Here is a 21,755-nt window from a genome sequence, read left to right as displayed (position 1 = left end):
GTCGTCGTGGTCCCTCTCACCAGGCACGACGACGGGCGGCGGCCGGGCGCCGACGCTCCGTCAGGGAACGGGGGCAGGGAGATGAAGCCCTTGCCCCCGTTCCTATGAACACTGACCGATTGAACTCTTACTGAAAAACCGCGACTACCCCTCAACATCCTCCGGAAATGAGAATATGGGGCAAGATCGCGCACTGCTCCGGCTGGGCCATCCCGGCCGGGACACCTGGAAAAAGGACGTGTTGCCATGCTGGATCTGATGCCTTCACTGGGCAGCTGGCGGCCTGCGGTCTCCGGCCAACGACTGGCCGTGGCCACGATCGTAGGGAGCGGCGGTTCCGTGCCGCGGCCCTTGGGGACCTCCATGATGGTCTCCGAAAACGGCGAAATCCTGGGCAGCTTGTCCGGTGGTTGCGTTGAAGGCGCCGTCGTGGAGGCGGCGCTGGAAGCCATGCGCGACGGCGGTCCGCGCCTTGAGTCATACGGCTTCAGTGCCGAGGACGCGTTCGCCGTCGGACTTACCTGCGGCGGCGAGCTGGAAGTCCACATCCAGCCTTTCGGGGCCGGCGCGCCGGAACTGTCGTTGTTCGCCGGACCGCAACGCCCGGCAGCCCTGATTCGCCGGCTCGATGCCAAGGGCGGAGTCATGGTGGTGGATGACCCTGTCCGGTTCCGGGCCATGGAGTCGCAGGAACTTGCCGTACTGCTGGGCGACCACCCCTCCACGCTTTTTGCCGCAGCTGCCCAGGTGGAGCCACTGCTCCAGGGCGGCCGGGCGGGTTTGGTCCGGCTGGCCCCGCCGGAAGGATGCATCGACGGATGGGTCACCACCGAAAGGCTGGCCGCCCCGCCCCGGGAAGAAGAAGAGCCACAGCCCATCACGTTGTTCGTGGAAAGCCGCTTGCCGGCGGCACGGATGATTGTCTTCGGAGCCAACGACTTCGGCGCCGCCCTGTTGCCGGCCGGGCAGCTCCTTGGCTACAACGTCACCCTCTGTGATGCCCGGCCTGCCTTCGCCTCCCAGCAGCGTTTTTCGGGTGCAGACCAGGTTGTCACCGACTGGCCGCACCGTTACCTCGAGTCCGAGGCAGCCGGTGGGCGGCTCGATTCCCGCACCGTGGTGTGCGTCCTGACCCACGATCCCAAGTTCGACATCCCCTTGATCCAGGCCGCGCTCCGGCTGAACCTGTCCTACGTCGGTGCGATGGGTTCGCGCCGCAGCCACCGCCAACGGGTGGACGCACTCCTGCAGGCCGGAGCACCTTCCGAAGACCTGGACCGCTTGCATTCGCCCATCGGGCTGGACCTCGGCGCCGTGACTCCGGCCGAAGTAGCCGTCTCCATCACAGCCGAAATCATCGCCGGGCGCGGGACCAGCCACCACAGGGACAGCTTCCCTTCCCTCAAAGACAGCACCGGTCCGATCCACCCGGCCCCTCGACACCTCACTCAGGAGGACCCATGGACATGAACACCATCGAGGCCGTGGTCCCCACCACGGACCCCGCGCAATGGCGTGAAGGCGATGCCTGGCTCGCCGGAGGCACTGTCCTCTTCTCCTACGGAAGCACCGTACTCACGCGGCTGCTGGACCTTGGCCAAGCCGGCTGGCCGGCCATCACCGTCACCGATGACGGGATTGAACTGGCCGCTACCTGCACCGTTGCGGAGCTCTATGCCCTGCCGCTTTCCGCCGGTACCGCGGACCGTGAGTGGCCGGGACTGGCACTGATCCGGCCGTGCTGCGACTCGTTCGTGGCGTCGTTCAAGATCTGGAACATGTCCACGGTTGGCGGGAACATCTGCACGGGGCTGCCGGCCGGGCCCATGACGTCCCTCTGCGCAGGACTGGACGGTACGGCAACCATCCTCAGCCCTGACGGAAGCAGTCGGACCGTTCCGGTGGCAGACGTTGTTGTGGGCGATATGCAGACAGTGCTGGAGCCGGGGGAGTTGCTCCGCAGCATCCACCTCCCCGCCGAAGCGCTCTCCGCCCGGGTGGCTTTCCGGCGTTTGTCCCTGAGTAACCTGGGGCGCTCCGGAGTGCTGCTGATCGGCAGGCTCGACCCCGTTTTTGGCCTGGTCATCACCGTCACCGCAGCCACCAAAAGGCCCGTACAACTCAGGTTCCCCGCCGGCCAGGTTCCCGACGCAGCAGCGCTGGCCCACGCCGTCGGGCAATCCATTCCCTGGCCGCTGTACCACGACGACATCCACGGGCTCCCGGCATGGCGCCGCGACATGACCCTCAAGCTGGCCGAAGAGATCCGGGCCGAGCTGCTGGATGAGTCGATGACGGTGTCCGGCGATTTCTGGCCGCCGCATGCCACTTCGCCCCAGCCGTCCACGCAACCCGAAACGTCAGGCACCCACAAGGAGGCCTCCCATGGCAATTGAGATCAACGGCGCCGCCGCGCAGGACGCCCCCCGCCCCGGCCAGTGCCTTCGCACGTTCCTCCGGGAGCAAGGCAACTTCGGCGTCAAGAAGGGCTGCGACGGCGGTGACTGCGGTGCCTGCACAGTGCACGTCGACGGCACGCCCGTACACAGCTGCATCTACCCGGCGGTCCGTGCCGAGGGCAAAGCAGTCACCACCATCGAGGGCCTGGCCACGGCCGATGGCCTGCACCCTGTGCAGGAACAGTTCCTGGAGGCGCAGGGTTTCCAATGCGGTTTCTGCACCGCCGGGATGATGATGACGGCAGCCACGTTCGACGACGAGCAACGCGCCAACCTGCCCCGCAACCTCAAGGGCAACCTGTGCCGCTGCACCGGCTACCGCGCCATCGCGGACGCGGTCTGCGGCCACGGCGGCGATCACCGGCACGAAGATCACGACGCCGGAGCGGACGTTTCGGGGGCACAGGAACCTGCCGCCGGCCACGGCGGCGTTCCCGCCACCGCAGCTCCCGTTCCCGCCACGCCCGGCCAGCTCGGGGACAACGTCCCCGCACCCGCCGGCCAGGCCGTGGTGACAGGCACTGCCCGCTACACCCTGGATGTCCCGGCTGAACAATTGCCGGGCCTGCTGCACATGAAACTGCTGAGGTCCCCGCACCCCCACGCGCGGATCGTGTCCATCAACAAGGCCCCCGCGCTGGCGGTTCCGGGCGTGGTGGCTGTCTTCACCCACGAGGATGCCCCGCAGCAGCTCTTTTCCACGGCGCAGCACGAGAACTTCACGGACGATCCCGACGACACCCGAGTCCTGGACGACGTGGTGCGGTTCATCGGGCAGCGGGTGGCCGCTGTGGTCGCCGAATCCGTGGGCGCGGCTGAGGCCGGGGCCCGTGCGCTGGAGGTGCAGTACGAACTCCTGGAGCCGGTTTTCACTCCCCAGGAAGCCATCCTCCCCGGCGCGCCGGCCATCCACGGTGAGAAGGACGGCGAAGCGTCACGCATCTCCCGGCCGCTGCAGAACGTGGTGGCCGAGGTCCATGCTGAACTTGGCAGCGTGGCTGATGGTTTCGCTGCCGCCGATTTCATCCACGAACACACTTACCAGACCCAACGCGTCCAGCACGTGGCCATGGAAACGCACGCCTCCATTGCCTGGCTGGATGACGATGGCCGGCTGATGGTCCGTTCCTCCACGCAGGTTCCGTTCCTGGTGAAGCGGACGCTGAGCCGTCTGTTCAACCTGCCGCCGGAGACCATCCGCGTGGTGGCCGGTCGTGTCGGTGGCGGGTTCGGCGGCAAGCAGGAGGTGCTCACCGAGGACCTCGTTGCCCTTGCAGCCCTCACGTTGAAGCGGCCCGTCCAGCTGGAGTTCACCCGGACCGAACAGTTCACCGCAACCACTACGCGCCACCCCTTCACGATTCACCTGAAGGCCGGCGCCAACAGGGACGGATACCTCACCGCGCTGCAACTGAACGTCCTCACGAACACCGGCGCCTATGGAAACCACGCTCCCGGCGTGATGTTCCACGGTTGCGGCGAATCGTTGGCCGTGTACAAGTGCGTGAACAAGAAAGTGGATGCCCACGCCGTCTACACCAACACCGTTCCTGCCGGGGCTTTCCGTGGTTACGGGCTGAGCCAGATGATCTTCGCGATCGAGTCGGCCATTGATGAACTCGCAGTGGGCATCGGCATGGATCCCCTGGAGTTCCGGCTCAAGAACATGGTCCGGCCCGGCGATCACATGCTGTCCACTACGCCCGAGCCGGAAGAAGACGTCCACTACGGGAGCTACGGCCTTGACCAGTGCGTGGCGTTGGTGCGCGACGCCCTGGACCGGGGGAAGGAACGCTACCGTGCGGCAGGGCTGGACAACCTCGGGCCGGAATGGATGGTCGGGGAAGGCTCGGCGTTGTCCATGATCGACACCGTGCCGCCGCGTGGCCACTTCGCCCACACCCGGGTGAGCCTGGAAGCGGACGGAAGGTTCGCCGTCGACGTCGGAACTGCGGAATTCGGGAACGGCACCACAACTGTCCATGCGCAGCTGGCTGCCACCGCGCTGGCAACCTCGGCGTCAAAGGTGACGGTGCGACAGTCGGATACCGACCTGGTGGAGCACGACACCGGCGCGTTCGGTTCAGCCGGAACGGTGGTGGCCGGGAAAGCGACGCTGGGCGCTGCGCTCGAACTCGCCACCCGCATCCAAACAGTTGCGTCCTCGCTGACCGGTGCGCCCCTGGGCGATTGCCGTCTGGTGGACGGAGCCGTGGAGTGCGGCGACCGCTCGGTGCCGCTGAAGGACATCGTCGACGCCGCCCGGCTGCAAGGCGTTCGGCTCGCCACGGATGGGAACTGGGGAGGGACGCCGCGTTCGGTGGCGTTCAACGTCCATGGTTTCCGCGTCGCCGTGAACAGGGGAACGGGGGAGCTGCGGATCCTGCAAAGTGTGCAGGCAGCCGACGCCGGAGTGGTGGTGAATCCGCGGCAATGCCGGGGACAGATCGAGGGCGGGATCGCGCAGGCGCTCGGCGCGGTGCTGTACGAGGAAGTGAAAGTGGACGACGCCGGACGGGTCACCACGGACATTTTGCGGCAGTACCACATCCCGTCGTTCGCGGACGTGCCCCGGAGCGAGGTGTACTTCGCCGTCACCAACGACTCCACCGGTCCGCTGGGTGCCAAGTCCATGAGTGAGAGCCCGTTCAACCCGGTGGCACCCGCACTGGCCAACGCCATCCGCAATGCAACGGGCGTCCGCTTCGGTGAGCTGCCCATCGCGCGGGACAAGATCTACCTGGCCCTCCGCGACCGGACCACTGCGCCCGTCTAACCAGGCAGCCCGCCAACCCAAGCAACCCGCTAAGCCAGGCAGGGGACGGCAAACGTCGGTATGAGCCTTCATTACGACGATTGTTGTCCCCTACTTGGGTGAAACGGGGAGTTCCATGAACACGCTGTGGGGGTCCAGGGTGTAGTCGCCGAACGGCGGGCATTCGGTGAAGCCATGCCGTGCATACAGGCGGCGGGCCGGGGCGAAGTAATCCTCCGTGCCGGTCTCCAGGCTGAGCAGTTCATAGCCCCGGCGCCCGGCCTCGGCCACGATGTGTTCAAGCAACCGGGTTGCCACACCCCGTCCCCGGGCCTGGGCCGTTGTCCGCATGGACTTGATCTCGGCACGCCCGGCGGACAACGCCTTCAACGCGCCGCATCCCAACAGCACGCCGTCCTCGCGGGCCGTCCAGAACGTGATCGATTCGTGGGACAACGCGGAGTGATCCAGCGCGTGGACGCTCTCGGCCGGCGACGTGGCGAACATGTCGGCCAGGTGCTCGCTCAGGAGGGCATGGACGTCAGGGCGTGCGGGATCGTCAGGTTCGATGCGGATCATGGAACCAATTTACCCGTCCAGAAGATGCAGCTGGTCCTTCGTATCCAGGTCCTCGCCCGAGCAGAGATCGCTGCAGTCCACCAGGTCCACCAACCCCGGATGGGCTTTGAGGAAGGAACGCGCGCCCGTGTCACCATGGGCGGCTGCGGCCGCCTCGGAGCGGAGGCCGACGTCGAAAATCACCGGGTGCCTGCGTTTCAGATGGCCTGACGCATCCGGGTAGGCGGCTGCGGTGACCCGGCCGGGACGATGGCTGCCCAGCAACCTGCTCACCGCCGTCGGGGTCAACCCGGGCTGGTCGACCAGGGCTACCATGATGTTGTTGCCGGAGGTGGCGGCGTCGATGCCGGCGCGGAAGGATCCGGCCATTCCCTTGGCCCAGTCGGGGTTATCCACCACAGTATGCGGGCCCAGCTCCGTGGCGCTCCGGACGCGGTCGGCCTCTGCGCCGAGGACCACCACTACCTCGCTGCAGCCGCCGTCGAACAGTGTGTCGGCCAGGACTTCCACAAGCGTGCGGGCGCGGAAAGGCAGCAGCGCCTTGGGGCCACGCCCCAGGCGGGTGCCGGCGCCGGCGGCGAGCAGGACACCGGTGGTGGGTGTCGTGCCGGATGGAGTCATATCCTCACCATACGCGCGGGGGTTCATGCGGTCTCTAGCTCCTGGGTGGCTTTCCATTTGATCTACCGATATCGGTTTCAAACTACTGCTGAGTAGGGCTGTTGGCCCCGTGAATTGGCTATTAGGGTCGATGACGGAGTTATGAAGTCAGCTCGGTTACGCAACGACGCGTGAGGACAGGGGAAAATGGCGGGCAGTTTCGAGATTCTCAAAGCAGGTACCAATTCATTCCGTTTCAGGCTCACAGCCGAGGACGGCACAGTTGTGGCAGTGTCGCCGCAGTTTCCCAATTTGAAGGCCGTGGTGGCCGGTATCAACGCAGTCCGCGAGAACGCGGCAACGGGCTTTGTGGTCGACCGGCGGAACCTGGGCACCTGAGCCCGGTCCGGCGAAACCAGCACAACGACAGTTGGCGGCAGTGTTCTTCACGAACACTGCCGCCAACTGTCGTTAGTGCGGGTTGTCAGGCGTCGCCGCCTGCTCCGCCGGTGGTACCGGCGTTGACGTCGAGCAGTTTGTAGCGGTCAATGGCGTACGACGGCGCGCCCTCCTCGACTTCACCCCTCGCCGCCAGCAACTGGAGGGTTTTGGCGACGATGGAGTGGGTGTCGTTTTTGAAGTAGCGGCGTGCGGCTTGGCGGGTGTCGGAGAAGCCGAAGCCGTCTGCTCCGAGGGAGGCGAAGTCGTTGGGGATGAATTGTCGGATTTGGTCGGGGACGGCTTTCATGTAGTCGGAGACTGCGATGACTGGTCCGGTGTGGCCGTGGAGTTGTTCGGTGATGAAGGGTGTGCGGGTGGGTTGGCCGGGGTTGAGGAAGGCGTGTTCTTCGGCGTCGAGTCCGTCGCGTCGGAGTTCGTTCCAGGAGGTCACGGACCAGACGGTCGCGGCGACTCCCCAGTCGTCGTTGAGGATTTTTTGGGCTTCGAGGGCCCAGGGGACGGACACGCCGGAGGCGAGGATGTTCGCGGTGGGGCGGTTGCTGTTTCCGGTGGTGCTCTCGGGGGCGTCGGCGAGTTGGTAGATGCCTTTGAGGAGCCCGTTGGTGTCGAGGTTTTCGGGTTCGGCGGGTTGGGTGATGGGCTCGTTGTAGACGGTGAGGTAGTACATGACGTTCTTATCGTCACTGGCCTCGCCGTACATTTGTTCGAGGCCGTGGCGGATGATGTGGCCGATTTCGTAGCCGTAGGCGGGGTCGTAGGTGCGGACGGCGGGGTTGGTGGAGGCCAGGATGGGGGAGTGCCCGTCGGCGTGTTGGAGTCCTTCGCCGGTGAGGGTGGTTCGTCCTGCGGTCGCGCCGATGATGAAGCCGCGGGTCATTTGGTCCGCGGCGGCCCAGAAGGAATCTCCGGTGCGTTGGAAGCCGAACATGGAGTAGAACACGTAGATCGGGACCAGGGGCTCGCCGTGGGTGGCGTAGGCGGTGCCGGCGGCGGTGAATGCTGCTACGGCGCCGGCTTCGTTGATGCCGGGGTGGATCAGTTGGCCTGCGGGTGATTCTTTGTAGGCCAGGACGAGGTCGCGGTCCACGGAGAGGTAGTTCTGGCCTTTGGGGTTGTAGATTTTCGCGGTCGGGAAGAACGCGTCCATGCCGAAGGTGCGGGATTCGTCCGGGACGACGGGCACGAACCGGGCGCCGAAGTTTTTGTCGCGCATGAGGTCTTTGAGGAGCCGGACGAAGGCCATGGTGGTCGCGGCTTGTTGTTTGCCGGATCCGCGTTTGGCGACGTCGTAGGATTTGGCTTCGGGCAGGGTGACCGGGGTGTGGGTGCGGCGCCGTTCGGGCACGAACCCGCCGAGTTCGGCGCGGCGGTCCATGAGGTATTTGATTTCCGGGGCGTCCATGCCGGGGTGGTAGTACGGGGGCCGGTAAAGGTCGGCGTCGAGCTGGTCATCGCTGATCGGGATGCGCAGGTGGTCACGGAAGGCTTTGAGGTCTTCCATGGTCAGTTTCTTCATCTGGTGGGTCGCGTTGCGGCCCTCGAAGTGCGGGCCCAGGCCGTAGCCCTTGACCGTTTTGGCCAGGATCACGGTGGGTTTGCCCTTGAACTCGGTCGCTGCCTTGTACGCGGCGTAGACCTTGCGGTAGTCGTGACCGCCGCGTTTGAGGCCCCAGATCTGCTCATCGTCCAGGTCCGCGACCATGTCCTTGGTCTGCGGGGACTTACCGAAGAAGTGCTCACGGACGAACCCGCCGGACTCGGCCTTGTAGGTCTGGTAGTCACCATCGGGGGTTTCGTTCATGATTTTCACCAACGCCCCGTCCTTGTCCGCTTCCAGGAGGGAGTCCCATTCCCGGCCCCAGACGACCTTGATCACGTTCCAGCCCGCACCGCGGAAGAACGCTTCGAGTTCCTGCATGATCTTGCCGTTGCCACGCACCGGCCCGTCCAGGCGCTGGAGGTTGCAGTTGATCACGAAGTTCAGGTTGTCCAGGTTCTCGTTCGCTGCCAGCTGCAGCAGACCACGGGACTCGGGCTCGTCCATTTCCCCGTCACCAAGGAACGCCCAGACCTGCTGGTCCGAGGTGTCCTTGATCCCACGGTTCTGCAGGTACCGGTTGGACTGGGCCTGGTAAATCGCGTTCATCGGGCCGATACCCATCGACACGGTCGGGAATTCCCAGAAATCAGGCATCAACCGCGGGTGCGGGTACGAGGACAACGCATGCCCGGCCTTGGACTTCTCCTGACGGAACCCGTCCAAATCCTCCTCGCTCAACCGGCCTTCCATGAACGCCCTGGCGTACATCCCCGGAGACGCGTGACCCTGGAAAAACACCTGGTCCCCGCCACTGGGGTGGTCCTTACCGCGGAAGAAATGGTTGAACCCCACCTCATACAACGTCGCAGCACCGGCATAAGTGGAAATATGCCCACCCACACCAATATCGGAGCGCTGCGCACGATGGACCATCACCGCAGCGTTCCACCGCATATACGCCCGATACCGGCGCTCGAACTCCTCGTTCCCCGGGAACGGCGCTTCCTGATCCACCGGGATCGTGTTCACATAATCAGTGGTCGTCACCATCGGCACACCCACCGACCGGGCACCAGCACGCTGCAACAACGAACGCATAATGTACTGAGCCCGCTCGGTACCCTGCTCAGCGATCAACGCATCAAGGGACTCAATCCACTCCGCGGTCTCTTCCGGATCACGATCAGGCAGCTGGGCAGTCAACCCGCTGAGGATGTGTGAGGTCTCTTCTCCTGCAGCCACGTCCAACCTCTCTTCATTGAATGTCTGGGCGCTTGCTCTGTGGGGGCGCTCAAGGAATTTCGTATTGTGAGAATAAAATTCTGCAATTCGAGATTACGTCCGCCGATGGGTAGCGTCAACACGGATTGCGTATCCGAAACAGTCAACCCGCAAACCTGGCGGCAAACAACCAAATGTGACCCTGCATACAGCGTGAAGCCTTGACCGGGCGTGACCTGCGTCATAGAGTTCTTTCACTATTCAATAACTCGATTCCATAATGTGGAATCAGTACGAAGTGGAGATCCACGATGCAGACGACTTCATCAGTCGGCGTCAATGAGACTCCGGAAGACGCAAAGACGGGTGCCCCCAACCACCCGGTCGTGGGAAACACGGATCTTTGCGCGATTGCTTCCGAAGCCGCAGGCCGTACCATCAGTCCCAGTCTTTACAACATCGACCTCGCCCCCACCAAGGCCAAGGGCCGCAAGTGGACCAGCTACAGCATCTTTACCCTCTGGGCCAACGACGTCCACAGCCTGGGTAACTATGCCTTCGCCATCGGGCTGTTTTCCCTGGGCCTGGGAGGATGGCAGATCCTGGTAGCCCTGGGCATCGGCGCCGTCCTTCTGTTCGCCCTCCTGAATTTTTCAGGTTTCATGGGCCAGAAGACAGGTGTCCCGTTCCCGGTCATGAGCCGCATCAGCTTCGGCATCAGGGGAGCCCAGATCGCCAGCCTCGTCCGCGGTGCCGTTGCCGTTGCCTGGTTCGGCATCCAGACGTACCTGGCGTCGGTGGTCCTCCGGGTCCTGCTGGTAGCCGTGGCTCCCGGACTGAAGGACCTGGACAGCAACTCCATCCTCGGCCTTTCAACCCTTGGCTGGTTCTCCTTCGTGGCGCTGTGGATCGTGCAGCTGGTGATCGTCAGCTTCGGCATGGAAATGATCCGTAAGTACGAGGCCTTCGCCGGCCCCATCATCCTGGTGACGATGGCGGCCATTGCAGTGTGGGTCTTCATCGAAGCCGGCGGTGCCATCCAGTGGAGCGGCATCAAGGGCCTTGAGGGCACCGAAATGTGGCTCACCATTTTCGCCGGCGGCGCCCTGTGGGTATCCATCTACGGAACGTTCGTGCTGAACTTCTGCGACTTCACCCGCTCTTCAACGTCCAAGAAGTCCATCGTCAAGGGCAACTTCTGGGGCATCCCCATCAACATGCTTGTCTTTGGTGCGATCGTCGTCGTCATGGCCGGCGGCCAGTACAAGATCAACGGCACTGTCATCCAGAGCCCGTCGGACATCGTGCAGAGCATCCCGAATACGCTCCTGCTGGTCCTGGCCTGCCTTGCCCTGTTGATCCTGACCATCGCGGTGAACCTGATGGCCAATTTCGTGGCCCCGGTTTATGCACTGACGAACCTTTTCCCGCGGCACTTGAATTTCCGCAAGGCAGCCTGGGTGAGCGGCACCATCGGCCTGGTCATCCTGCCCTGGAACCTCTACAACAACCCCATCGTGATCGTGTACTTCCTCGGTGGCCTGGGCGCCTTGCTCGGCCCGCTGTTCGGTGTGGTCATGGCTGACTACTGGCTGGTCCGGCGCGGCAAGGTCAATGTTCCGGAGCTGTACTCGGAAGACCCCAAGGGCGCGTACTTCTACAAGCGCGGCGTCAACCCCAAGGCCATTATCGCCATGCTTCCGGCCGCTGCCATGGCCATCGCCATCGCGTTCATTCCCGCTTTGGCGGCCGCAGCTCCGTTCGCCTGGTTCATCGGAGCAGGCGTCGCTGCGCTCACGTACTTCGCCGTGGCAGACAAGAAGCAGGTCCACGAGGACGTTTCCGGCGAGCCAATCGCCGTCGCCAGCACGCACTGAGCGCCGTCAACCAAAGATATAAAGGACATTCCATGCGCATCCTTGTCGCGAACGTCAACACCACCCAATCCATGACCGATTCCATTGCAGCCCAGGCCCGCGCGGTGGCGGCGCCCGGCACCGAGATCATCGGAATCACACCCCACTTCGGCGCCGATTCCTGCGAAGGCAACTTCGAAAGCTACCTGGCCGCGATTGCCGTCATGGACGCCGTGGTCAACTATCCGGAACCGTTCGACGCCGTCATCCAAGCCGGCTACGGCGAGCACGGCCGCGAAGGCCTCCAGGAACTGCTGGACGTGCCGGTCGTGGACATCACCGAGGCCGCAGCCAGCACGGCGATGTTCCTGGGCCACAAGTACTCCGTGGTGACGACGCTCGACCGCGCGGTTCCCCTCATCGAGGACCGGCTCAAGCTCGCCGGGCTGGAAGCGCGTTGTGCGTCCGTCCGCGCCAGTGGCATGGCTGTGCTGGAACTCGAGGAGTATCCGGAACGTGCGGTCGAGGCGATCGTGGGCCAGGCGGAGCAAGCGGTGCAGAATGACAAGGCCGAAGTGATCGTCCTTGGCTGCGGCGGCATGGCCGGACTGGATGAGCAGATCCGCCAACGCACCGGGGTTCCCGTGGTTGACGGGGTTGCTGCTGCGGTCACGATTGCCGAGTCCTTGGTCCGTCTTGGCCTGTCCACGTCCAAGGTGCGAACGTATGCCACGCCCCGCCCGAAGACTGTCATAGGCTGGCCGATAACCGCAGCCCAGGCCGCCGAAGCCGCGCGCTGAGCCAAAGCGCTGAACGCACCACCCGAGAGGCAACCACATGACTGACTCCAGCCTGCCCGCCGACCTGAGGGTCGCCGTCGTTACCGGGGCCGGTTCCGGTATCGGGCGGGCCGTCGCCAGGCTCATGCTGGCCGATGGCTACAAGGTAGCGCTGGCCGGGCGGCGGGAGGCGCAATTGCTTGAAACCGCCGACGGCCATCCGGATGCCCTGGCGGTTCCCTGCGACGTAACAGTGCCCGACGACGTCGCGCGCCTTTTCGCGGAGGTGCGCCAACGCTGGGGCCGGGTGGATGTGCTGTTCAACAACGCCGGGGTCTTCGGACCGGCCGGGGACGTGGGGGAGATTGGCGTTGACGAGTGGGAAGCAACCCTGCGTGTCAACGTCACAGGGTCCATGTTGTGCGCTGCGGAGGCTGTCCGGGCCATGAAGGACCAGCAACCGCAGGGTGGGCGCATCATCAACAATGGTTCCATCTCCGCCCATTCGCCCAGGCCCAGGTCTGTGGCTTACACGGTCACCAAGCATGCGATGACGGGCCTGACCAAGAGCATCGAGCTTGATGGCCGGGCGTTCGGGATCACGTGCGGGCAGATCGATATCGGCAATACCCGTACCGAGATCATGGACACCATCGGCGTGGGCTCAGGGGCCTTGCAAGCCGACGGCAGCCGCAAAGTGGAACCCATGTTTCCGGTGGAAGATGCTGCCCGCGCCGTGCTCATGATGGCCAACATGCCGGCCACGGCCAGTGTTGGATCCTTGGTGGTCACTGCTGCCGGAATGCCGTTCGTAGGCCGCGGCTAGCGAGTTTTTGTACACTTACCGCCCTTAAATCGGGCCCTTAAGGGCATCTGCTGTACAAAAACTCGCGGCCGAGCGGGCGGACCTGTGGATAACGTCCCGCCGGCTTCTTCGTTGTGACTCAATAGGGCATGCGTCCTTTGTCGCCTCTTCCCCCTGCCCTCTCTAGTCGCGCCTTTACCATCAAGGAGGCCGCGGAATATGGCGTCGCTCCCAAGCGACTCCGGGCAAAGGACCTGATGGTGCCCAGCCGCGGACTCCGCATTCCGCAGAAACCGCAGACGCTACTGGACATCGCCCGGCCCCATCTTGAACTTCGTCAGGGCGATTTCCTCAGCCACATCAGTGCCGCTGAGGTACTGGGACTGCCGTTGCCTCCTTGGGCGCATTTCAAACCCGACGACGGCGGGCCGGTGACCGCAGTTGCGGAACCTGTTCCTTGGGGTCCCAAGAGCGGCCCCCACTTTCGCGAACCGGGGAGATTTATCCACCTGTCGCGGTCACGGGGTGGGTCGTTGCCGCGGCGAAGAGGGGTGGCCGGTCACCGGCTGACGTTGCGGGACGGTGACCTCGCTGACCTGGACGGCGTTGTGCTCACGTCCGTGGCGCGTACATGGGTGGACCTGGCCACCATGCTGCCGATTGAAGACTTGGTAGTGGCCGGCGACGCCATTGTCAGCGAACATACCCGCACGTTCGGTCCGGCAAGGGTAGCGATGGTTTCCTTGTCCGAACTACGCGCGTTCGTTGCGCGGGCCAACGGTGTCCATGGTGTTCGCAAAGCCCGCTTGGCGCTCGACGACTTGAGGGTGGGTGTCGACTCCCCGCCGGAAACCAAGCTGAGACTCATGCTGGAGGACGCCCGCTTGCCGGCGTTTATGCCCAACTGTCCAGTGATGGATGCCCTGGGGCGGCCTGTGTGGACGGACTTGGGATGCCCTGAATATCGCATTTGCCTGGAGTATGAAGGCCTTCATCATCTGTCTCCCGAACAGCAGGCGCTGGACGCCTATCGGGACCAGCGGGTTGCAGACGCCGGTTGGCGGCAGGTCAAGATCAACAGGATCGACATGCGGCAGGGGCAGAGGTGGGTGGTTGCCCGGGTGGCGCAGGCCCTCCGCAAGCAGGGCTGGGCAGCGTAGTTTTTGTACAGCTCCCGCCCCTAAACACCCCCATGCGGGCATCACCTGTACAAAAAACCAATTGTGACTTCCACAATATGGAAATCGAATTTCCCCTTGCGGAATGGTGTGACCGGGCTTACATTGAAAACATCCCCCCAAAACGAGGGGCTGTTCCCAAACTGATTGGTTCAGATCAATGAAGATCCCAGACCCCGCGGCGCTGAAGGCGAGTTCGGCCCCGCAGAAGAAAAAGCGGCTGTACCAGTCGCTCTTTTTTCAAATCCTGATCGCCGTCGTCGCAGGTGTGCTCATCGGTCATTTCTGGCCGAACATCGGGTCCGCACTCCGGCCACTGGGTGATGGATTCATTCAACTCATCAAAATGATCATCGCCCCGCTGATTTTCCTCGTGATCGTCACAGGCATCTCGGCAGTGGGCGACGTCAAGGCGGTCGGAAGGGTCGGGGTCAAAGCCCTCCTGTACTTCACCGGCGCCACGCTCTTCGCCTTGGTCTTCGGGCTCATCGTCGGCAACATTGTCCAGCCGGGTGCCGGCCTGAACATTGACCCCTCAACGCTCTCCCAGGACGCACTGAACGCCAAGACCGGCAACGCGCCTCCCAAGGACGCCGCAGCGTTCATCCTGGATGTCATTCCCGTCAGCGTGATCGGCGCTTTCGCCAACAACAGCCTGCTCCAGGTGCTCTTCTTCTCGGTCTTCTTCGGCGCCGCGATCGTGGTCATCGGCCGGGACCGTTGCCTCCCGGTCATCAGCCTCATGGAGACTGTCCTGGAGCTGATCTTCAAGATCATGTCCTGGATCATGAAGGTGGCCCCCATCGGTGCTTTCGGTGCCATGGCGTTCATCATCGGCCAGTACGGCGTGGGCACCCTTGGAACGTATGCCCTGTTGATAGCGTCCTGCTACGGCGCCGCGATCGTCTTCATCGGCCTGCTGTTCCTCGTGGCCTGGGGCTTCGCCCGTGTTCCGCTGTGGCAGTTCCTGAAGTACACCCGGGAGGAGTTCCTGCTGGCTCTCGGCACGGCTTCCACCGAAGCTGTCATGCCACGCATCATGACCAAGCTGACCAACGCCGGCTGCTCCCGTGCCACCACCGGTCTCGTGGTTCCGACCGGCTACTCCTTCAACCTCGACGGCGCAGCGATCTACCTTTCCATCTCCCTGTTGTTCCTGGCCCAGGCGTTCGGGCACAACCTGGACCTCGGCCAGCAACTGGCGGCGCTGGGTGTGCTGCTCCTGACCTCCAAGGGCATGGCGGGCGTTCCCGGCTCGTCCTTCCTGGCACTCTCCGCCACCGCGGCCGCACTGGGTATCTTCCCGGTAGCCGGCGTGGCACTCCTCCTCGGAGCCGACCGCCTCATGGACTCCATGCGCGTCGTGGTGAACCTGCTGGGCAACTGCGTAGCGACCTTCGTTGTCGCAAAGTGGGAAGGCCAGTTCGACCGCAGCGTCATGGTCCGCGCTTTCAACGGCGAGATCACCAACGAGGACACGGCCATCATGCTCGGCAAGGAAGAGGTCTACGCACAGCAGGAGCTGGAGCGCATCAGCACCGGCCAGCAGCCCTCCCCGAAGTTCCGCGGCGGACCTGCAGCGGACGACATCCCCCAGTTCGAGATGAGCAAGCCCGGGCAACCGTCCACCCCGGTCTGCCCTGACTGACCTGGCGAGTTTTTGTACAGCTGATGCCCCTAAGACGTGGTCTTAGGGGCATCAGCTGTACAAAAACCCGTTTAGAGGGGCAGCAGTTCAGAAAGATCGGCGCGCAAACCGGAGGCGGTCACCTTGTGGGCCGAAACGGCGTCGGCCCAGGTGATGCTGCCGGTCACCAAACCAAGCCAGGTGTCGGCGTCGGTCTCTATGACGTTCGGGGGAGTGCCGCGCGTGTGCCGGGGCCCCTCCACACATTGGGTGACGCCGAAGGGCGGGACGCGGACCTCCACTGAATTGCCGGGCGCACGCGCAGTGACTTCTTCCAGCGTGTAGCGGACCGCCGTCGCTATCACAGCGCGCGACGGCGTGGTCCCGGCAGCGGTGCCAGGCTCACCGGCGGCTTCACCACTGGAAGGCCCGACGGCGGTTTGCCAGGCAGCCAGCGCAGCCCGGCCCTCGGAGATGTCGACGCGGCGTCGTGCAACAGCCATGGGTTCTTTCCTTCTTAACTACTAGTCCAGCAGGGCAGAGACTGCGTGGCCCAGCCGGATCCTGCCCACTTCATGACCGCCACCCAGAACAGGCTCCACCACCCGTTCAAGGACGTTGGATACGGCCGGGATGTCCACCGCCCCGCTCACGGCGAGCAGGGTCAGTCCCACAAGGGTGGTGGCGCGGAGGTTGCCGTCCAGAACCTTGACTGCCACCGTGGCGCCAGTGGGGGTGGCCAGGACCAGGACGCCTTCGGCGCCGATCTTGGCCAGAACCTCCAGCTCTTCCATGACGACGGTGTTCGACTCACCCTTGCCCTGGACGGCCCACGGGTAATCCAGCATGGACGTGGCGATGGTGGCTGCGCGGGCGTTGGAGGATTTATCGCCCGGGGACTTGGCCAGGCGGGAGTAGGCACGGGCCAACCCGGTCAGCGAGAGCGCGGCAACAGGAGCGCCGCAGCCGTCGATGCCCAGGTGTGAGATGGTTTCGCCGCTGTATTCCTCGATCACGGAACGCACCCTTTGCTGGAGGGGGTGGTTCGGTTCGAGGTAGCTGCGGAGGTCCCAGCCGTTTTCGGTGCACGCCCACAGGAAGGCTGCGTGCTTGCCGGAGCAGTTGAAGGCGAGCTTGGACTGCCCGCGCTCGGACCGGACCAGCCAGTTCCGGGCTGTCTCGTCCTGGGGCCAGGCGGTGGGGCACTGCAGGTGTTCCTCCCGAACGCCGGCCGCTTTGAGCATTCCCTCCACTACGTCCATGTGGTCCAGGGATCCGGTGTGGCTTCCGCACGCCACGGCCACCTGGGCGCCGCGCAGCGGAACTCCGGACTGCATGGAGGCGAGGGCCTGGAAGGGCTTGAGGGTTGACCGGGCGAAGACGGGAGCGTCGATGTCGCCGAGGCGGGTGACAACGGAACCGTCACCCGCGAGGACCACGGCCGCACCTATGTGCCGGGACTCGATGAAGCCACTGCGTTCGATCACTGCCAGTTCGACGGCGGTCTCAACGTTGAACGTTTCATGCGAACTCATGGGCATGAAGCAAGTCTAGGCGTGGCGGGGTGGTTCCCGGGCGAGGCGGGTGCGCGCCGGGTCCGCTGCGTGACACAGCTTAGGCCGAGCGCTCCACACAAAGTACCCTTGAAGACTGTGAAGGTACTCGTCATTGGCCCAGGCGGCCGCGAACACGCCATTGTCCGCTCTCTGCTTGAAGACCCCAACGTTTCCGAGGTCCACGCGGCCCCCGGCAACGCGGGCATCAGCAAACTCGTGCCCACGCACGCTATTGACGGGAACAACCCGGAAGCCGTCTCCGCCCTGGCCACCAAGCTGGGCGTGGACCTGGTAGTTGTTGGCCCGGAAGCGCCGCTGGCAGCCGGTGTCTCCGATGCCGTGCGCGAGGCCGGCATTCCGGTGTTCGGCCCCAGCAAGGAAGCCGCCCAGCTGGAAGCCTCCAAGGCGTTCGCCAAGCAGATCATGGCTGAAGCGAACGTTCCCACGGCCATGGCCCGGGTGGCCGAAAACGCAGAGGAAGCCGCAGACGCCCTGGACACCTTCGGCGCTCCCTACGTCGTCAAGGACGACGGACTGGCCGCAGGCAAGGGCGTCGTTGTCACCAAGGACCGCGCGGAGGCCCTGGCGCACGCGCAGACCTGCTTCGACGCCGGTGGAACCGTGGTGATCGAGGAATTCCTTGACGGCCCCGAAGTTTCCCTGTTTGTCCTCTGCGACGGCCGGACCACGGTCCCGCTGTCCCCGGCACAGGACTTCAAGCGCATCTTCGACAACGACGAAGGCCCCAACACCGGCGGCATGGGTGCCTACACCCCGCTGGAGTGGGCCCCCGAAGGCTTGGTCCAGGAAGTCATAGACCGTGTGGCCCAGCCCACCGTGGACGAGATGGCCCGCCGCGGCACGCCCTTCATCGGCGTCCTGTACTGCGGTTTGGCCCTCACCTCGCGCGGCACGCGCGTCATCGAATTCAACGTCCGTTTCGGCGATCCGGAGACCCAGGCTGTCCTGGCACGCCTCAAGACGCCGCTCGGTGCGCTGCTGCTGGCAGCTGCCAAGGGCGAACTGGACACCGCCGAAGAGCTGCGCTGGTCCAAGGACACGGCAGTCGCCGTCGTCGTTGCTGCCGAGAACTACCCTGACGCACCCCGCACAGGCGACCGCATCCGTGGCCTGAAGAAGGTCGACGAACTGGACGGTGTCCACGTGGTCCACGCCGGTACCAAGCTGGACGACGAAGGCAAGGTTGTCTCCGCCGGCGGCCGCGTCCTGGCGGTTGTGGCGCTCGGTTCGGATCTGGTGGAGGCCCGCGAGAAAGCGTACGACGGCGTCGAGCTGGTTCAGCTTGAAGGCTCACAGTTCCGTACGGACATCGCAGGCAAGGCCGCCCGCGGCGAAATCCGGGTGCCGTACGCGGCCACCGGCACCATCCCGAAAGTGCAGGCGTGAGCATGACTGAATCCCTTCCCGCAGGCGGTTTCGAGACCGAGACCCTGGATCTCCCGGGCTGGACCCACGTCTACTCCGGCAAGGTCCGGGACCTCTATGTCCCCGCCGATGAAGCGATCACGGAGAAGATCGGCCAGGAATGCGTCCTGGTTGTCGCCAGCGACCGCATCAGCGCCTACGATCACGTCCTCAGCAGCGAGATCCCGGACAAGGGCCGCGTCCTGACCCAGCTGAGCCTGTGGTGGTTCGAGCAGTTGGACGTTGAGCACCACGTGCTGGCCTCAACAGTCGAAGGCGGAGTGCCTGCCGAGGTCGAGGGCCGGGCCATGATCTGCAAGAAGCTGGACATGTTCCCGGTGGAATGCATCGCCCGCGGCTACCTGACGGGTTCGGGCCTGGCCGAGTACAAGGAACACGGCACCGTCTGCGAGATCCCGCTGCCTGAGGGCCTGGTTGATGGCTCCCGCCTGGAGAAGGCACTGTTCACGCCGTCTGCGAAGGCCGAGGTTGGCGAGCACGACGTCAATATCACCTACGACGACGTCGTGGCGATGGTGGGCGATGACATTGCTGCCCGCCTGAGCGAGCTCACGCTGAAGATCTACACCCGCGCCGAGGAGATCGCCCGTGAACGCGGCATCATCCTGGCCGACACCAAAGTGGAATTCGGTATCGACGCCGCCACGGGTGTGATCACCCTTGGTGATGAGGTCCTTACGCCGGATTCCTCGCGGTTCTGGGATGCGTCCACGTACGCGCCCGGCAAGTCGCAGCCCTCGTATGACAAACAGTACGTCCGTGACTGGCTGACTTCCGCCGAATCCGGCTGGGACAAGTCCTCGGACACCCCGCCGCCGGCACTTCCCGCCGACGTTGTGGAGCGCACCCGTGCCCGTTACGTGGAGGCTTACGAGAAGCTCACGGGCCGCACGTTCGCGTAAAGCATCCAACTGAGTCGCAGTTCATGCCGTTTGAGCTCATATCGGCATGAACTGCGACTCACTTGTTTAATCAGGCTTGGGAGTGTTCCTTCGCAGCCCGGCGCTCGGCCAAACGGATCTCCAGGACGGCGTCCATGGCTTGCTGGACCCTGTCCGAGGCTCCCGCGGCGCTGAAGTCGTGCTGGGCTTCCTCCAGGAACTTCAGAGCTTCCGACGCTTCTCCTGCAGCCTTCAACGACTTACCCAACAGCAGTGAAACTTCGCCGGCCGTGTGGCGGGCCAAGACCTTGCGGTCGGTATGGATTTCGCGGAGTTTCTCGACGGCGGCCGGAATGTCGCCGGTGAGATAGAGCCACCGGGCGCGGATGAAAGCGACCTCCAACTGGTCCGTCTTGTTGCCTCCCACGATCGACAGCGCGAGTTCTGCACGTTCAATGGCGGACAGGGTTTCCGGTTCCACGATGCCGGAAGACAGGCGTACCGCTGCCGAAGCCTTGTTGAAGCGGGCCCACAGCTCGATGTCATTGGCGGGGGAGAGCAGTTTGGCGGCGCGTTCGTGGTGTTTGATGCCCTCCACGTAGTCGTGGCGCATGAAAGCGACGTTGCCCACCACCCACGCGACCTCACCGGCCAACTGGGACATGGAATGTTCGTCCATGTGCTCGATCATCGCCAGGCAATACTCCCAGGCCTCATCCAGCTTGCCGCTCTCAGCCAATGCACCGATCAGCGCGCGGTGCGCGCCAATGATGAGGGTGGAGCCCTTGGGCAGTTGCTCGCTGAGCTTCACTGCCTGCTTGGCATGCTCGACGGCGGTGGCCAGCTGCCCTTGTCCGTGGCACACGGCGGCAAGCATCTGCCAGGCGCGTACTCCGAGGCCGGCGGATTCGGTGGCCATGGGGTGCTCCAGCAGGTGCTCAACGATCTGCTGGCATTCCTTGAGCTGGCCTTGCTTCATCACGCACTCGGCCTGCATATAGGTCATGTTCCACCAGGCGCTGTTGTTCTTGGCCTCGAGGGCTATTTGCGCTGCGGTGGCGGCGTGGCTCGCGGCGAGTTGGTAGTCCCGCAGGTCCCACGCCTGGCGGGCGTACAGGCCGGCCAGGACGTACTCGGCATCGCTGACGGAGACGGGTTGGCTCCACGCTTCCAACGCTTTGGGAGCCAGTTCCAGCCGGCGGGCCAGCTCTTCGATGACCTCTGCCGTAGGTTCGCGCCTGCCGGTTTCCAGCAGTGAAATGTAGCTGGGCGAGTACAGGTTCTTGCCGAGCTCTGCCTGCGTTAACCCGCGTTCGAGCCGTTCGGCACGTAGTTTCTCGCCGAATCCGTTTCCCACGGGTCCCTCCTACAGGTGTCTTTTGACCAAAACCTTGACAGTCTCTGTGGAAAACATTTTACAATGTATGTCAACAGGGACCGCGCAATTTCCGTAACGAATCCGACTCGCATTGGGGTACATCATGTTCAAGAAAATCTTCGCGTCAGTGGCCTTGGTAGGCGCACTGACTTTGACGGTTGCGGCTCCCGCGGTCGTCTCTGCCGCACCGGCAGCAGACAACACCGTAAGCGCCATTGGCAACTGGCCCGATCCTATGCGCGTATCCGCGCCCACCAAGTCAACCGACACCACCTACACGCCGATGTCCATCGGTAACTGGCCGGATCCAATGTAAATCAATTGTAGTTAGTAAAACCCCGGGGCGTGACGAGCGATGCCCCGGGGTTTTACTTTTGCCCATTTGGGCGTGCAATGGCGCCGGGAATATTCATTCGCTCAACGATTCACGTTTGGCAGCACCCGAAGCCACAAAGGCCGCAACGACGATGAACAGCACCACCCCGGCTGCGGTGATCGAAGCCAGGGTTGGCGGTTCCAGCGTGGGAAACAGAAGTATGGCCGCCGCACCTGCAGCAGAGCAGATGCCTCCCATGATCACGTAGGTACCTGCTGCCTCGACTTTCCGATCGCTTCACACCTGACGAACTCAAT

At 64.0% G+C, this 21,755-nt stretch carries 19 protein-coding genes; 13 read left to right on the top strand and 6 right to left on the bottom strand.

Annotation, left to right across the window (positions count from 1 at the left end; all coding sequences use genetic code 11):
- The first annotated feature begins 246 nt into the window (after window positions 1–246).
- The 3 genes from JMY29_RS16245 to JMY29_RS16235 are packed head-to-tail and all read left to right on the top strand — an operon-like array spanning window position 247 to window position 5,235.
- Entirely contained in the window at window positions 247–1,470 is a 1,224-nt protein-coding gene (locus JMY29_RS16245) for an XdhC family protein (protein WP_189075429.1), read from the top strand.
- Window positions 1,461–2,396, top strand: coding sequence for an FAD binding domain-containing protein (locus JMY29_RS16240; protein WP_055975500.1), 936 nt, complete (start codon window positions 1,461–1,463; stop codon window positions 2,394–2,396). The genes JMY29_RS16245 and JMY29_RS16240 overlap by 10 nt, the downstream gene beginning before the upstream one ends.
- Window positions 2,386–5,235 (top strand): molybdopterin-dependent oxidoreductase, encoded by a 2,850-nt coding sequence (locus JMY29_RS16235; RefSeq protein ID WP_189075428.1) that lies wholly within the window; start codon window positions 2,386–2,388, stop codon window positions 5,233–5,235. Before JMY29_RS16240 ends, JMY29_RS16235 begins: the two co-directional genes overlap by 11 nt.
- 90 nt (window positions 5,236–5,325) lie before the next feature.
- Here the strand turns inward: JMY29_RS16235 and JMY29_RS16230 are convergent, their stop codons facing one another.
- Both JMY29_RS16230 and nboR read right to left on the bottom strand, forming a co-directional pair.
- Window positions 5,326–5,793: a GNAT family N-acetyltransferase gene (locus tag JMY29_RS16230; RefSeq protein WP_039242871.1), complete on the bottom strand. Its 468-nt coding sequence runs from the start codon at window positions 5,791–5,793 to the stop codon at window positions 5,326–5,328.
- A 9-nt stretch (window positions 5,794–5,802) separates the two neighbouring features.
- Window positions 5,803–6,441: a nicotine blue oxidoreductase gene (gene nboR, locus JMY29_RS16225; protein WP_064722675.1), complete on the bottom strand. Its 639-nt coding sequence runs from the start codon at window positions 6,439–6,441 to the stop codon at window positions 5,803–5,805.
- Window positions 6,442–6,600: 159 nt separating this feature from the next.
- On the opposite strand from nboR, the gene JMY29_RS16220 reads away from it, so the two are divergent.
- On the top strand, window positions 6,601–6,792 hold the full coding sequence (locus tag JMY29_RS16220; RefSeq protein WP_044569301.1) for a YegP family protein: 192 nt from the start codon (window positions 6,601–6,603) through the stop codon (window positions 6,790–6,792).
- Between the two features lie 85 nt (window positions 6,793–6,877).
- On the opposite strand, the gene aceE is transcribed toward JMY29_RS16220, so the two are convergent.
- Window positions 6,878–9,637 (bottom strand): pyruvate dehydrogenase (acetyl-transferring), homodimeric type, encoded by a 2,760-nt coding sequence (aceE, locus tag JMY29_RS16215; RefSeq protein WP_189075427.1) that lies wholly within the window; start codon window positions 9,635–9,637, stop codon window positions 6,878–6,880.
- 290 nt (window positions 9,638–9,927) lie between these two features.
- Here aceE and JMY29_RS16210 point away from each other — a divergent pair, with 290 nt between their 5' ends.
- The 5 genes from JMY29_RS16210 (at window position 9,928) to JMY29_RS16190 (ending at window position 15,882) form a co-directional block, all read left to right on the top strand.
- Window positions 9,928–11,493 (top strand): NCS1 family nucleobase:cation symporter-1, encoded by a 1,566-nt coding sequence (locus tag JMY29_RS16210; RefSeq protein ID WP_189075426.1) that lies wholly within the window; start codon window positions 9,928–9,930, stop codon window positions 11,491–11,493.
- Between the two features lie 32 nt (window positions 11,494–11,525).
- Window positions 11,526–12,272, top strand: coding sequence for an aspartate/glutamate racemase family protein (locus JMY29_RS16205; RefSeq protein ID WP_039242867.1), 747 nt, complete (start codon window positions 11,526–11,528; stop codon window positions 12,270–12,272).
- Window positions 12,273–12,309: 37 nt separating this feature from the next.
- Window positions 12,310–13,077, top strand: a complete 768-nt coding sequence (locus tag JMY29_RS16200; protein ID WP_055971064.1) for an SDR family oxidoreductase — start codon at window positions 12,310–12,312, stop codon at window positions 13,075–13,077.
- A 236-nt stretch (window positions 13,078–13,313) separates the two neighbouring features.
- Window positions 13,314–14,216: an endonuclease domain-containing protein gene (locus JMY29_RS16195; protein WP_229778571.1), complete on the top strand. Its 903-nt coding sequence runs from the start codon at window positions 13,314–13,316 to the stop codon at window positions 14,214–14,216.
- Window positions 14,217–14,394: 178 nt separating this feature from the next.
- Entirely contained in the window at window positions 14,395–15,882 is a 1,488-nt protein-coding gene (locus JMY29_RS16190) for a C4-dicarboxylate transporter DctA (protein WP_018777062.1), read from the top strand.
- A gap of 71 nt (window positions 15,883–15,953) precedes the next feature.
- On the opposite strand, the gene JMY29_RS16185 is transcribed toward JMY29_RS16190, so the two are convergent.
- A complete protein-coding gene (locus JMY29_RS16185; protein ID WP_189075425.1) occupies window positions 15,954–16,364 on the bottom strand; it encodes a sterol carrier family protein in 411 nt (136 codons plus the stop codon).
- 21 nt (window positions 16,365–16,385) lie between these two features.
- Window positions 16,386–17,402 (bottom strand): asparaginase, encoded by a 1,017-nt coding sequence (locus tag JMY29_RS16180; protein WP_055971075.1) that lies wholly within the window; start codon window positions 17,400–17,402, stop codon window positions 16,386–16,388.
- A gap of 111 nt (window positions 17,403–17,513) precedes the next feature.
- Between JMY29_RS16180 and purD the strand changes: the two genes are divergently transcribed.
- Window positions 17,514–18,824: a phosphoribosylamine--glycine ligase gene (purD, locus tag JMY29_RS16175; protein ID WP_018777059.1), complete on the top strand. Its 1,311-nt coding sequence runs from the start codon at window positions 17,514–17,516 to the stop codon at window positions 18,822–18,824.
- A 2-nt stretch (window positions 18,825–18,826) separates the two neighbouring features.
- Window positions 18,827–19,765, top strand: a complete 939-nt coding sequence (locus JMY29_RS16170) for a phosphoribosylaminoimidazolesuccinocarboxamide synthase (RefSeq protein ID WP_018777058.1) — start codon at window positions 18,827–18,829, stop codon at window positions 19,763–19,765.
- 70 nt (window positions 19,766–19,835) lie between these two features.
- On the opposite strand, the gene JMY29_RS16165 is transcribed toward JMY29_RS16170, so the two are convergent.
- A complete protein-coding gene (locus tag JMY29_RS16165) occupies window positions 19,836–21,101 on the bottom strand; it encodes a helix-turn-helix domain-containing protein (protein WP_018777057.1) in 1,266 nt (421 codons plus the stop codon).
- A gap of 124 nt (window positions 21,102–21,225) precedes the next feature.
- Between JMY29_RS16165 and JMY29_RS16160 the strand changes: the two genes are divergently transcribed.
- Window positions 21,226–21,438: a hypothetical protein gene (locus tag JMY29_RS16160; RefSeq protein WP_189075424.1), complete on the top strand. Its 213-nt coding sequence runs from the start codon at window positions 21,226–21,228 to the stop codon at window positions 21,436–21,438.
- A 115-nt stretch (window positions 21,439–21,553) separates the two neighbouring features.
- Window positions 21,554–21,706 (top strand): hypothetical protein, encoded by a 153-nt coding sequence (locus tag JMY29_RS16155; RefSeq protein WP_189075423.1) that lies wholly within the window; start codon window positions 21,554–21,556, stop codon window positions 21,704–21,706.
- Window positions 21,707–21,755 lie beyond the last annotated feature (49 nt).

The sequence above is a fragment of the Paenarthrobacter nicotinovorans genome (genome assembly GCF_021919345.1).
GTDB lineage: Bacteria > Actinomycetota > Actinomycetes > Actinomycetales > Micrococcaceae > Arthrobacter > Arthrobacter nicotinovorans.
The sequence above is the reverse complement of the archived record's forward strand: the minus strand, read 5'-3'. Positions and strand labels throughout refer to the sequence as shown.

What these genes read in the sequence shown, in the direction of transcription:
- JMY29_RS16205 (WP_039242867.1), top strand. Translation starts at nt 11,526, where the DNA reads ATGCGCATCCTTGTCGCGAACGTCAACACCACCCAATCCATGACCGAT.
- JMY29_RS16210 (WP_189075426.1), top strand. Translation starts at nt 9,928, where the DNA reads ATGCAGACGACTTCATCAGTCGGCGTCAATGAGACTCCGGAAGACGCA.
- JMY29_RS16200 (WP_055971064.1), top strand. Translation starts at nt 12,310, where the DNA reads ATGACTGACTCCAGCCTGCCCGCCGACCTGAGGGTCGCCGTCGTTACC.
- JMY29_RS16220 (WP_044569301.1), top strand. Translation starts at nt 6,601, where the DNA reads ATGGCGGGCAGTTTCGAGATTCTCAAAGCAGGTACCAATTCATTCCGT.
- nboR (WP_064722675.1), bottom strand. Translation starts at nt 6,441, where the DNA reads ATGAACCCCCGCGCGTATGGTGAGGATATGACTCCATCCGGCACGACA.
- JMY29_RS16245 (WP_189075429.1), top strand. Translation starts at nt 247, where the DNA reads ATGCTGGATCTGATGCCTTCACTGGGCAGCTGGCGGCCTGCGGTCTCC.
- JMY29_RS16190 (WP_018777062.1), top strand. Translation starts at nt 14,395, where the DNA reads ATGAAGATCCCAGACCCCGCGGCGCTGAAGGCGAGTTCGGCCCCGCAG.
- JMY29_RS16195 (WP_229778571.1), top strand. Translation starts at nt 13,314, where the DNA reads ATGGTGCCCAGCCGCGGACTCCGCATTCCGCAGAAACCGCAGACGCTA.
- JMY29_RS16235 (WP_189075428.1), top strand. Translation starts at nt 2,386, where the DNA reads ATGGCAATTGAGATCAACGGCGCCGCCGCGCAGGACGCCCCCCGCCCC.
- JMY29_RS16230 (WP_039242871.1), bottom strand. Translation starts at nt 5,793, where the DNA reads ATGATCCGCATCGAACCTGACGATCCCGCACGCCCTGACGTCCATGCC.
- JMY29_RS16185 (WP_189075425.1), bottom strand. Translation starts at nt 16,364, where the DNA reads ATGGCTGTTGCACGACGCCGCGTCGACATCTCCGAGGGCCGGGCTGCG.
- JMY29_RS16240 (WP_055975500.1), top strand. Translation starts at nt 1,461, where the DNA reads ATGGACATGAACACCATCGAGGCCGTGGTCCCCACCACGGACCCCGCG.
- JMY29_RS16170 (WP_018777058.1), top strand. Translation starts at nt 18,827, where the DNA reads ATGACTGAATCCCTTCCCGCAGGCGGTTTCGAGACCGAGACCCTGGAT.
- JMY29_RS16160 (WP_189075424.1), top strand. Translation starts at nt 21,226, where the DNA reads ATGTTCAAGAAAATCTTCGCGTCAGTGGCCTTGGTAGGCGCACTGACT.
- JMY29_RS16180 (WP_055971075.1), bottom strand. Translation starts at nt 17,402, where the DNA reads ATGCCCATGAGTTCGCATGAAACGTTCAACGTTGAGACCGCCGTCGAA.